The organism is Halalkaliarchaeum desulfuricum (assembly GCF_002952775.1).
Taxonomy (GTDB): Archaea; Halobacteriota; Halobacteria; order Halobacteriales; family Haloferacaceae; genus Halalkaliarchaeum; species Halalkaliarchaeum desulfuricum.
Genome location: NZ_CP025066.1, coordinates 1,291,988 through 1,304,025, shown reverse-complemented (window position 1 = coordinate 1,304,025; position 12,038 = coordinate 1,291,988). Strand labels below are relative to the sequence as shown.

Sequence of the window (12,038 nt, the reverse complement as noted above, 5' to 3'; positions counted from 1 at the left end):
AACGATGACTGACATTTCTTGGACGATTCACACCAAGGACTTTGGAGCGCTCACACTGCCTGGTGCGATCGGCAGCTCGATGCCGTCGTTTAGCACCGGGAGCTCCGTCTCCCTCCAGTTCGTCGCCGACTCCGACGGTGACGCGTTCGACACGCTTCGGGAGTACGTCCGCTACAGTAACGATTCGACGACGAACACTGGGACGGATATCAGGGGGAAGCCCTGGTACCACGAATCACCGCACCCGTCTGCCGACTTTTCTTCGGCACTTGTCCGTCTCGAACCCGGGGGTAGCGTCGGAGATGTCCGGGACTGGTGGGCAATAATCACCGAGGCATCTATCACAACCAACTCCGTGGGAACTGCCCGTCGGATCACACTGGAGCTGTTTGTTCTCGCAGAGGGAGACGAGTACGACGATTGTGAGTTCGTCGAAAACGAGTTCGAGGCTGGCCTGTAACGATGTCGGGCTACGAACTCTCGATCGGTGGCCCGCGGAGTGACGACGATGCCGATGTCTACGCGGACTTTGTGGACTTCGACGTCACTGAAGCAGCTTCGTCGATGGGTTCCTGGGGAGCGACACTTCCGTTCCGGGCCAGTTTCGAGGACGAGCTTCTCTCGAAGGTGTGGATCTACCATCAGGACGAGATCATCTTCCGTGGCGAACTGGAGTCGTTCGAGGCCGACTACGAGAGCTCCACTACGGAGATCAACGGCAGAGGAATCTTCGTCGAGATGAACCGGAAGACGTCGTCCGTTCACTACGAGGACACCACCGTCTACGATGCAATCGTCGACTTCTGGGACGAGACGGACTGGGACGCCCTGGTTCTCCCTCCGAATCGGGAGGTGAGGGATACGGTTCAGGTGTCCGAGTTCGATCACGCTGCCGTCTGGAGCTGGGAGGGTACTCGCGACGGGGATACCCGCCAGGACGACGTTGAGCTCGTACCGAACCGGTTCGAGATCAACGAACCAAACATCCTCGTCGACGAGACGGAGCACGATGACTCTCAAGCATCTCTCTCCCACGATGATGAAACAGACGTCTGGTGGGTACTCATCGAGACTGACGAGCCGGTGAACACGTTTGACGTTGGGATACACCAACAGGAGACGTGGAGCTCCGACGGGATCTACGAGGAAGCCTGGGACTCTGTCGATCACAACACACCACAACGGTTCCACCTCTTCCGGCTCGAGTTCGACAGCGAGTGGGATCAGTTCCGTCCGAAGCTTCAGATCTACGACGAAACGTTCGACATCGTCCGGAGCGAGATCTTCATCCCGGACGAGTCTGGCTACTCCACCCTCGACGGTGTCGAGATCGACGGGACGCAGTTCGAGATCCTCCAGGAACTCCACGACATCGGATCCTACGAGTTCAACGTCAACGACTACGAGACGCTGGATGTCCATTCGTTCCCCACTGGGACACTCAACGGAGAACCCGACTGGCGGATCACGTCGTCGAACCGATCGAAGGATCTCACTGACTACGCGAACCGTGTCACTGTCCACGGGCGAACAGGTGACGATGGATCGACGCCGAAAGCTACAGCCGAGAACCAGGACGAGATCGACGACATGGCTCAGCGCGGTATCGGTGACGACGGTGTCGTCGAACGCTTCGAGAAGAACCCCGAGCTGACTACTCAGGAAGAGGTGGACTCTCGGGCGGAACGATTCCTCCGTGAGAGCGTCAACGAGAGAGACGAATCGGGTTCACTCGAGATCGTTCCACAGCAAGTTGCGCCAGGGTACTCCTACAACGTATCCGCCTGGGGCGATTCCTTCCCCTACGGTTCCCAGATCGGCTCGAACTCGCTGTACTTCCGTGGCCCGGACTCTCCTGGTGATGTCGACGATCACGTCGTCTACAGCTGGAGTAACTTGATCTATGGATCGGGTGGTGAATACACCTGGGAGTTCCTGGTTCACCCACAGGATCTCGCCGATCTCGGAGACGACGAGTACTACACGATCTTCGAGTTCGACGAGGACGAAGCTGGCACAGCGTACGTCCGTCTCTACGGTGACGGAAGTATTCAACTGGACTACACCTCGACGACTGGGGACGTAACGAGGACGGATATGAACACGATCCGTGAGGGCGACACGCAACGGCTCACCATCCTATGGAGCGAAGACGTCTGGGATCGCTACTTCTACGTCGATGGCCAGCTCGAGTACGAAGATTCGGCCCACCCTCCGTGGCTCGACTTGGAGTACGGTGATTACTACGTTGGTGCCGATCGCAACGGTGAGAACGGGTTCAAGGGTGGCATCGACGATGTCCGAATCTTCGCTTCTAGCGAGTGGAAGTCTCAGGAATGGATCAGGCAGAACGCGTACGCCGATCTCGTCGAAGCTGACGAGGATCTCGAGGGGCTCCTCAACTATCTCAGATTCGACGATCACTCCGACACGGACGAAGTCAGAAACGACGGGACGGCGATGTATTTCGACTCGGAGATCGTCGGTGCTGAGTACCAGGAGAAGTTCGGAAAGCTCGACGAGGTTCAGTATTCACTGGGCGACGGAGACACGCTTTCCCTGGACTTCGATATCTCGGGCCGGATCGACACCGAGCTCGTCTCGACACAGCGCTCGGCACGGACGAACCGGCGCTCGCTTTGAGATCTTAACCAACACTCGGTGTGAATCACAATGGAGTGTTGGTTAAACTCCACGTCGCAGAATCGCTACCAACCACTCACATTCTGTTGTCATCGATGTCTGAGGCTTCAATTCCAATTGGGCTACTCGATACGATTCTCGCCCTCGTTGCTGGCATTCTATTCACCCTCGTCGGTATCATCTATCGTCGACTGCGACGCAGGATCAGTAATCTCGAGGAGAACGTCGGCGAGCTCGAGTCCCAGTCTCTCCAGATGAAGCGCGACATGGATGTTGCGCACACCTGGATGTTCGGACGCGAGGAGGATCCGACTAACAGTGGAATCGCTGCAGAAATAGAGGAGATCAATGTTCGTCTCGAGCAGCTCGTCGACGCGCTTCACGACGAGGAGGATCTCGACTTCGAACGCGACGACGTCGAAGACTGATACCCACTGACTCCTTCTTGCGCCCGATGACGCTTGGGTTGGGATCCGAGTCGAGGGCACCGTCAGTCTCGTTTTTCAACGGTTGTAGAAACGCGCGCGTCGGTAGCAGTGGACTCTTCTGGGGTTGTGTAGCACCCCGCCATTTTTTTGTACCGGGCGCGCAGTCATTTGCCCGAGATCGTGCCACGGCGTCGATGCCAACAAAGATCCGATTGGGTTCTACCCTCACAAATCGGACAAGAAAGGGGTGTATTAGACGGTACACTGCCTCACGATGGCGTTAACAGTCATCCAAAAGTTGTAAGAAAACGTATGGGTTGGGGCGGATTCGAACCGCCGGCCTGCTCCGTGTGAAGGAGCCGTCATAACCGGGCTAGACCACCAACCCGTACCTGTTGGTATCCGATGTCCGGCCTTAAACGTTGCTTTGTCCCTCCTTGACCCGTTCGGGACTATTCATCTTTTAAGTGATGGCGATCATGTCCGGATAGCCCTTTAAATAACGCCTCTGGGCACGGAAGTGTTCAAAACACTCGGTTTGCCGGCTCGTCGCCGGTCTGCACTCGGCGGACGCTCTCGCGAACGATCGCTGCAATGTGCCGGTAGTACTCGTCGATGAATGCCCCGCAGTGAGGCGAAACGATCACGTCGTCCATCTCCCAGAGCGGTGATGACTCGGGGAGTGGTTCGGTTTCGAAGACGTCGAGTGCGGCTCCGGCGATCTCACCGCTCTCGAGAGCGTCTACCAGCGCCGACTGATCGACGACGCCCCCGCGGGCGACGTTGACGAGGTAGGCGTCCTCCCGCATCGCCGACAGCACCTCGTCGTCGAACAGGTTCCGGGTCTCCTCGACGAGCGGGACTGCGAGGACGACGAACCGGGCGTCTGCGATCCCGTCGTGGAGTCTCTCTGCAGGATACACGCGGTCGACTCCCGGCTCCGGCGTGGGCGTCCGGCGGACGCCGACGACGTCGATGCCGAGCCCGGTCAATCGGTCGACGATCCCGCGCCCGAGTCCGCCGAGGCCGACGACGCAGGCCTGCTCCCCGGCGACCGTCCAGGCGTCGTCCCACCCCGGCTGTGACCACTCGCGCCGTCGCTGGTTCGCGACGTGGACGTGGAACCGTCGGGCGAGCATGAGCACCTGCGTCGCGACCGTCTCGCCGATCGCGTCGCCGTGGATCCCGGTGCTGTTCGAGAGGACGACGCCGGCCTCCTCGAACCGCTCGCGGGAGAACCGATCGACGCCGGCCTGGATCGAGTGGACCCACTCGAGATCGAGAAACGCCTCGCGGTTCACGAACGTAACCACGGCCTGGCAGTCGGCCAGCGAGTCCGGGCTCCCGTCGACCCGTTCGACCTCGACCGGGAGACCCGAGAGTGCCTCGACCAGCTTTTCCGGCGGAAACACTGTCGAAACCGATTCGTCGACGCCGATTCGTTCGAGGTTCATGGGAGCCGGTCTCCCGGTCGGGTGGTAAGGATTTCGGCGAAGATGATCGGACGGATCGAATGGCTCTCTTCGGGTAGCGCCGGAACGGTGTCCCTCAGTACCGAACTTGTCTTCGGTTATCGCAGCCCGGATCCCGAAGCCGCTTTCGACACAAGACACTCGTATCCCTGGATCGAACTCCGACTATGCGCCGCCGTGCCCTCCTGTCCAGTGTCGCTGCCGCGTCGACTGCCGGCCTCGCCGGCTGTCTCTCCGTCGGTGGGGGTTGCTCGCAGGGTCGGACCGTCATCTTCACTCCCGTCGATCCCGACGACATTGCCGACCGCGAAGCCGCCCCCGCGACGGAGGACCGCCCAGAACTCCTGGAAACCCTCGTCGACCGAGTGCTCGCCGCCGGCGATGTCGAGGTCGAGACCACGTACCGCGACCCGCTGGGATGGCTGACCTACTACCGATCCGGGAACGACTACTACGAATTCACCTCGACGGTCGTCACCGACGGGGAGGTGACGGGCCCACAGTACCGCCTCCGCAGAGACGAGGACGTTCCTTCGGATCCGGTGCCGGCTGATACGCTTTCGTACGCGGAGCTCCCGTTCCAGGACCGACTCCGGGTGGGCGAGGCCGTCGACTACCAGCCCGAACTGTTCGCGGTCCGGGAGCGCGATCGCGGTTTCGAATCCCGCCCGTTCGTCGCCGGCTATCTCGATCCGGACGCCGAAGCTGACTCACACCTGACGGCGGGGATCGAGGAGTCGTATCTCGGAGTCGACGAGGGCCACTTCGCGATCGACGACGTGGGCGGGGGAACGGCGTCCGCACGCCGCCTCGCGTACGCCGCCGAACACGTCGCGGGCGACACGGAGGAGTTTGCCGACGTGATCCTCGCCGAACGGGGAACGTCGATGGATTCGCCGCCCGAGGAGGTCGAACAACTCCTCCTGACTGCCCGCGAGGAGGACGGCCGGCTGGAAGTGTGCGACGACGATCCCGGCGACGAGGGTGAGGTGGATCCGAACCAGGAGGCTGCAAATGCCCTCCAGGCATACCTCTCCGAGCTGGAATCGGAGGTTGCCGGCGATCTCGAGTACGTTCGCTACGAGGGAGAGTGGCACCGGATCGCTATCTCCGGATGGGACGTCTGAGATCTCCGGGTGGGTCGTCTGAGATCTCCGGGTGGGTCGTCTGAGATCTCCGGGTGGGTGGTCCGAGCGACTTCAGGCGTATTTTGCAGGACGTGAGAGGAGTTTGACGAAAGTCCGGGAGAGTCCGGTGTGTTCGTGATCGCTTCCGACCGTCGATCTCGGCTATTTCGAGGATCGAACACGCTCACATCAACCTCGAATGCGTTCGAGAACCACCACGAGGGACGGCAACAGCAGGTGGGCGGTCAGATACGAGTAGATGATGCTCAGTCCCGTCAGCAGGCCGAACTGGCCGAGGATCGGGGTGATCGCCAGGACAAGCGATCCGAGACCGAGTGTTGTCGTCAACATTGTCCCCGTCAGCGCGCCGCCGGTCCCCCGGAGCGTCGTCTCGATCGCTTCGATGGGGTCGTCGGTCGACTGTGACTCGATGTGATACCGATGGGTGAAGTGGACGGTGTAGTCGACGCCGAGTCCGATCGATATCGCGAGAATCGTCGTCGAGAGCGCGTTGAACGGGATTCCCAGAACGCGCATGGTGGCAGTCAGGAGGGCGACGGTGACCGCGATCGGAAGCAACGCGAGCAGGCCAAGCGACGCCCGCCTGGTCAGTATCCAGTAGAGGAGAATCAGAAAGATGCCGTCGACGATGATCGCCCCGAAGAAACTCTCGACGGCGGTGTCGAAGATTTCCTCGGCCACGGACTGGTTGATGATGATCTGGCCGGTCGCGACGGCTTCGCCCCGGTACCGGTTGACGAACGCGCGGGCGTCCTCGGTCACCTCCTCTGTGGTTGCCTCGCTTCGCACGCTGATGATGATCCGTGTCTCGTCGCGGTCCTCGGTGAGGTACTCGCGGGCAAGGTCGCCGTACTCCGAGTCGAACACCTCGTCGTACACCGCATCGAGGTTCCGGTCGGGGATCCCGTCGCCTGTCCGATCGTTCCGCGAAACGAGTACGGCGATCCGCGGATTCTCCTCGGCCGCGAGCGCGATCGGAACGAGAATCGACTGGCTCTGTGCGGAGCCGTCGACCTCGACGAACGAGTCCGGCGGGTTCTCCTCGACGCGCACGAGACGACGGAGCGCGTCGTCGTCGGTCATATCTGTCCGTAAGTGTATCGTAATCGTGTCCTCCTCGCCGGCGACGAACTCGTCTTCTATCACGTTGATCGATCGCGTGATCGTGTACTCCGACGGCTGCATCGGACCCGGGAAGTAGTGAACGTACTCCGGCTGTTCCTCCGCCGGGAGGAAGTCGTCGACGTCGAACGTCGTGTCCACGCCGGCGCCGTAACCAGCCGCCGCTCCGGTCAAAAGCAACGCCGCAAGGAGAAACGCGACCGGCGCGGTGCGTGCGGGGATCGCGGCCGCCTCGAGCCACCGTCCGAGCGTCGACTCGCCGCCGGCGATCGGGCTGGAATCGAACTCGGGAAGCGCGAGCGCCTCGCGGCGGCGGTCGAGCCACACTTTGGCAGCGGGGAGGTAGATACCGAAAATCAGCAGCGTGAAGATCATCCCGATCGCGGTGACGACTCCGAACTCCCGGATCGGCTGAAGTTCGCTCGTGACGTTCGCGCCGAACCCGATCACGGTCGTGCCGGCGATGAGGCCGTACGCGACGAGCAGGTTGGCGGCCGTCGTCCGCATCGACTCCGCGATCGACCTCCCCTCGATTCGCTTCTCGCGGTAGCGATCGATCATGTGGATACCGAAGTCGATCCCGATTGCGAGCAAGAGGATCGGGACGGCGATCAACATCTGGTTGAACGGCAGCCCCACGTACCCTGCGACGCCGAACGTCCAGACGACCGTCATCACGATCGCGGTTAGACCGAGCGCGAGGTCGAACGGATCGCGGTAGGCCGCGAGCAACAGACCGAGGATGACGACCGCGGCAACGGGAATCACGATCGCGAGCGAGTCGAAGATGATTGCCCGGAACTCCGCCTCGACGATGCCGGATCCGAACACGAGCAGCCGCCGGTCGACCCCCTCTACGGTTTCGGTGACGTCGTGCTGGAGGTCGATCAACACCTCGTCGCCGGCCGGGATCGCGTGGGTTGTGACGACAATCGCCGCGGACGCCTCACCCGCCTCCGGGCTGAAGTCCTCGCTGACGATCGACGTGAAGACAGGATCGTCGCTCGCCGCCCGAATTGCTCCCTCGAGATCTGACTGTGTCGCCCCCTCTATCGCCTCTCGCTTCTGTTTCGTCGTGTCGGCGGTGGGGTCGAGCTCGGCTGCGACGATCCCCGCCGGGGACGTCGTCTCGATGACACGGAGCTCCTCGCGGTCCCGCAACTGTTCGACGACCCGCAACTGCGTCGACAGCGCTTCCCGCGAGAGCGCGTTCCGCTCTTCGTACTGGATGATCTGTGTCGTCGGTTCGTCCGGGCCGAACGTCGGTTCGAATCGGAGTGTGACCTGTTCGAGCGCGTCCGCCTCCGGAACCGCCTCGGTGAACGGTTCGGTTCCGGGTTCGGTCTCCATCAGCGCAACCCCGGGGGCAAGAAGCACCGTCACGACGAGGAACGCGAGCGCGATCCGGCCGGGTCGACCGACAATTTCGTCGGCGATCCGTCCGGCTGGACGCCCCCTCATCGGTAGTCACTCGGGTCCGAGGTCGTCGATCACTCGCCGGAGGCGTTCGCGCTGCCAGTAGGCGAGAGCGAAAACCCCAACGAGCAGCGCGGCGACGGCGACAAAGACGATCGGGGAGGGTTCGCTCTCGAGGACGTCGACCGGCAGCCGCTGTCGATCAGTGAGGTGGCGGTCGCCGATCTCGTCCTCGTAGCGGAAGTCAATCGACACCGAGTACGTCGTCGGCGTCGCGTCGTCTTCGGCCTCCAGTCCGAAAGCGATCTCTGTCGATTCACCCGGAGCAAGACCCGGGACGTATGCCTCGCCGTCGGTCACGGCGAGTGGCGGAGTGGCGAACAACTGCGCCTCGATGTCCGTGTACCGCTCGTCGCCGGCGTTCCGGATCTCGACGCGATAGGTGATCTCCTCGCCCTGGGTTATCGTTCGGCTTATCGCCTCGACCTCGAACGGTTCGATCTTCTCTGCGACGATCACCGGGACGTCGATCTGATCGCTGAGGAGGTTGTCGGCGTAGGGGGTCCGATACCGGACCACGAGCGGGAGCGCGCGCTCGCCGGGTTCGGCGTCCTCTCGGAGCCCCACGCGGAAGGAGATATCGCGTTGCTCGCCCGGACCGAGCGTCCCCACGTACCACTCCGGATCGCGGACGGCGATGTTCGGATTCGGCGACTCGACGATCGCTACCACTCCCTCGATCGTTCGGTTCGCCTCGTTACGGATCGTGGCGTTCACCCGGCCGTCCTTGCCGACCTGGAGCGTGCTCGTGACATCCTCGACAGCGAACTCCTGTTTGGGCGCCACCGCGACGTCAACGACGTCAACTGGATCGCCAACGACGACGTCCCCGCCGGGTGTTCGATACCGGACTGCAAGCGGGAGGAGACGCTCGTCGGGGTCGGCACCGTCGTCGAGTCGAACGCGGAAGGAGATATCGCGTTGTTCGCCAGGTTCGAGTGTGCCGACCGACGATTCTGTGTCCCGGACGTCGACGTTCGGATTCGGCGACGCCAGGATCGCCACGACGTTCTCCAGCGACCGGTTGCCCTCGTTACGGATCGTGGCGTCCACCCGGCCGTCCTCGCCAACTCGGAGCGTGCTGGTCACGTTCCCGACCGCGAACTCCTGTTCGGGCCCCACCTCCACGCCCGGCTCGTGGACATCGTCGGAGCGGCGAACCCCGAGGGAGTCGTAGAACCGAACCGTGACATCGAGCGCGTGGACCCGGGCTTCGGTGTCGTCTGTGGCGCGCGTCGCGAGCCGCACCGTTCGGGTCTCATCGACGGCCCATTCGCCGCTAAATGTCCGGGTGAACGTCGTACCGCCGCCAATCTGGAGTCCCGGATCGATCGACTGGACCTCGACGGTGGCATTCCGAGCCGTCTCGGTGCCGACGTTCTTCAACTCGAGTTCGATCGCTCCCGGCTCGCCGACGTGGACGTCGGTGGTCGCGTTCACGACCGCAAAGCGGGCGCGCTCTTCGATCGTCACCTCGAGATCGATCGTCTCGGTCTCGGTGGTCGCCTCGGGGACGACCTCGCCGTCATCCTCGATCGTTCGGTAGGTAACCGTCACCTCGAGGTCGTAGGTTCCCGGCGTCGCGTTTTCGTCGACGACGACATCGAAAGGGGCCGTCCGAGAGGCCCCGGTCGGCACGTTGCCCAGCGATCGCTCTGCGGTCCGCACGGTGAGCGGCGCGTCGCCGGCGTCGACCTCGACTGTGGTACCCTGCATCGTCTCGCCGGCGACGGTTTCTCGGTTGACGATCTGGAGGTCCAGTGTCGCCTCTTCGCCTGCGACCAGCGTATCGTCGGACAACACAACCACGACGCCGGCGTCGCTCGCGACCGCGCCGCCGCCGGCGATGAGCCCGATGCAGACGGCCGCGACCAGCACGAGCCTGGACAAGTGAACTCGTGACACGGATATTCGGAACTACTCCGGGAACGGTAATAATGGTAAGCGGTCAATCATCGGCTTCGGTCGACCACGCGCTTGGAGGCCATCGATCCTCGACCGTTCCGAGGAGCGATCACGCCGACTTGTGACTGTGTTCCTCGCGGTGGACCTCCGCCGGGATCGAAAACGACTGCTCGCGCCCGCGACGGGTGGGCAAATGGGCCGCGAGATTCCGCGCGACTGCGATCGTCATCACCTGACTGAATTCTGGTGTGTGGGCCTGTATTTTGTAGGACGTGAGAGGTGTTCGACGAAAGTTCAGGACAGTCCAGTGGGAATCGACGAAACGTATATGACACGTTTCTGCGAACCAACACGTATGTGCGGGGTCCACACGGCATTGGTTCGGCAGCGTACAGGGAAGACGCCGCCAGCTCTTTCCGGAACGCCGAGGTAACGGCAGTGAACGTGCCCAGTGACGTCCTCCTGCCAGTGTCGCAGTCCCCGACGTTGCCGGAAGTGATCGACGCCGCAGTCGATCGGGCTGACGACCGGGCTGTCGAATCGGACACCCGTGTCACGTTACATCTGATTCGCGTTCTGCCCCACGTTCGCGACGACGTCGACGTGGCCACCGACCGCCAGCTGAACCGGGCCGCCGAACGCGCACGGGAGACGGCCACGTCGTCGGTTTCCGTCACCACCGCTCTCGTCGCGCCGGATCGGTATCTCGCCGATCCGACCGACCACGCCGAGGAGATCCGGCGGTACGTCGACGAGCACGGGATCGGACTCGTCGTCCTGGATCCGAACTACGCGATCGACGCGACCGACCCCGACCTCCACTCGATCGGCGCCGCGCTCGAAGACGAGGGCGTTCGGTACGAACGTCCCGCGGTCGCTGTCGATCGGCGGCTTCCATCGCGGGCGGAGCTGGTTCGCTTCGGCGGCGTGTTTCTCCTCTCGTTCGGCTTCTATCTCGCAGTCGCGGGCGAGCGATACCTCTACGCGACGGTGACGGGCGCGCTCACGGCGCTCGTCGTTGCCGGACTCCTCAGGAACGTGGTCTTCGAAACCACGCCCCGGCCAGCGCGGGCTGTCCTCGTCGTGATCCGGGGAATCGCGTACGTTCCGTATCTCCTGTGGGAGATCCTCAAGGCCAACGTCGTGATCGCGTACGTGGTGTTGCATCCGTCGCTTCCCCTCGAAACCTATCTGGATAGAATTGACACGCCACTTTCGGGCGGGCTACCGGTGACGGGGTTCGCGAACAGTCTCACGCTCACGCCGGGGACGCTCACGATCGACGCCGACGGCAACGACCTGGTGGTGCATTCGATGACCGCCGGCACCCGGCGGGATCTCCTGGACGGGAACCGAGAACGGGCGGTCCAGTACGTCTTCGAAGGTCGGTCGGCGTTCGACCTTCCCGGTCCGATCGAGCGGCAGGCGGTCGTCGAACTCGTCGGTTCGGTCCCGATCGATCCCGCGACGGAACCCGAGGGTGTCCCGACGTCGGAACCCGACACCGGCACGCAAGTCACGGAGGAATCCGACACCGGCGCGCAAACCACGGAGGGTCCGGAGGATGAGTGAACTCGCCGAGACCGTCATGCTCGGTGCTGCCGGACTCGTCATTCTCATGGCCCTCGTGGTGTTCTATCGAGTCGCGACCGGACCCACCACCCAGGATCGGCTCATCGGCGTGAACGTGATCGGCACCTCGACGGTGATCGTCATCGTGTTCATCGCTGCGGGACTCGGTCGTCCGGAGTACATCGACATCGCGCTGGTGTATGCGCTGTTGAACTTCCTTTTGAGCCTCGCGATCGCCCGGTTCACCTACCACGAGGGGAGGGTCGAGTGAA

At 62.6% G+C, this 12,038-nt stretch carries 9 protein-coding genes and 1 tRNA gene; 6 read left to right on the top strand and 4 right to left on the bottom strand.

All coding sequences use genetic code 11. From position 1 onward, the window contains the following. The first annotated feature begins 4 nt into the window (after window positions 1-4). From AArcSl_RS06445 to AArcSl_RS06435, 3 genes are all read left to right on the top strand, one after another. Window positions 5-460 (top strand): hypothetical protein, encoded by a 456-nt coding sequence (locus tag AArcSl_RS06445; RefSeq protein WP_119816623.1) that lies wholly within the window; start codon window positions 5-7, stop codon window positions 458-460. Between the two features lie 2 nt (window positions 461-462). After that, a complete protein-coding gene (locus AArcSl_RS06440; protein WP_119816620.1) occupies window positions 463-2,643 on the top strand; it encodes a LamG-like jellyroll fold domain-containing protein in 2,181 nt (726 codons plus the stop codon). A 95-nt stretch (window positions 2,644-2,738) separates the two neighbouring features. Then, window positions 2,739-3,071 carry a hypothetical protein gene (locus AArcSl_RS06435; protein WP_119816616.1) on the top strand — a complete coding sequence of 111 codons (333 nt, stop codon included), beginning with the start codon at window positions 2,739-2,741 and terminating at the stop codon, window positions 3,069-3,071. 313 nt (window positions 3,072-3,384) lie between these two features. Here the strand turns inward: AArcSl_RS06435 and AArcSl_RS06430 are convergent. Next, window positions 3,385-3,459 (bottom strand) — tRNA-Val (locus AArcSl_RS06430). A 136-nt stretch (window positions 3,460-3,595) separates the two neighbouring features. After that, complete coding sequence (gene ddh, locus AArcSl_RS06425) at window positions 3,596-4,525, bottom strand: D-2-hydroxyacid dehydrogenase (protein WP_119816613.1); 930 nt, start codon at window positions 4,523-4,525, stop codon at window positions 3,596-3,598. Window positions 4,526-4,710: 185 nt separating this feature from the next. Between ddh and AArcSl_RS17350 the strand changes: the two genes are divergently transcribed. Beyond that, window positions 4,711-5,670 carry a hypothetical protein gene (locus tag AArcSl_RS17350; RefSeq protein ID WP_245883385.1) on the top strand — a complete coding sequence of 320 codons (960 nt, stop codon included), beginning with the start codon at window positions 4,711-4,713 and terminating at the stop codon, window positions 5,668-5,670. A gap of 189 nt (window positions 5,671-5,859) precedes the next feature. Here the strand turns inward: AArcSl_RS17350 and AArcSl_RS06415 are convergent, their stop codons facing one another. Together AArcSl_RS06415 and AArcSl_RS06410 are read right to left on the bottom strand one after the other, a co-directional pair. Further along, entirely contained in the window at window positions 5,860-8,274 is a 2,415-nt protein-coding gene (locus AArcSl_RS06415) for an efflux RND transporter permease subunit (RefSeq protein WP_119816610.1), read from the bottom strand. 6 nt (window positions 8,275-8,280) lie between these two features. Continuing rightward, entirely contained in the window at window positions 8,281-10,194 is a 1,914-nt protein-coding gene (locus AArcSl_RS06410; protein WP_133412129.1) for a COG1361 S-layer family protein, read from the bottom strand. A gap of 438 nt (window positions 10,195-10,632) precedes the next feature. Here AArcSl_RS06410 and AArcSl_RS06405 point away from each other — a divergent pair, with 438 nt between their 5' ends. Next, complete coding sequence (locus AArcSl_RS06405; protein ID WP_161945912.1) at window positions 10,633-11,766, top strand: monovalent cation/H+ antiporter subunit E; 1,134 nt, start codon at window positions 10,633-10,635, stop codon at window positions 11,764-11,766. After that, window positions 11,759-12,037 carry a cation:proton antiporter gene (locus AArcSl_RS06400; RefSeq protein WP_119816602.1) on the top strand — a complete coding sequence of 93 codons (279 nt, stop codon included), beginning with the start codon at window positions 11,759-11,761 and terminating at the stop codon, window positions 12,035-12,037. Before AArcSl_RS06405 ends, AArcSl_RS06400 begins: the two co-directional genes overlap by 8 nt. The last annotated feature ends 1 nt before the right edge of the window (window position 12,038 follow it).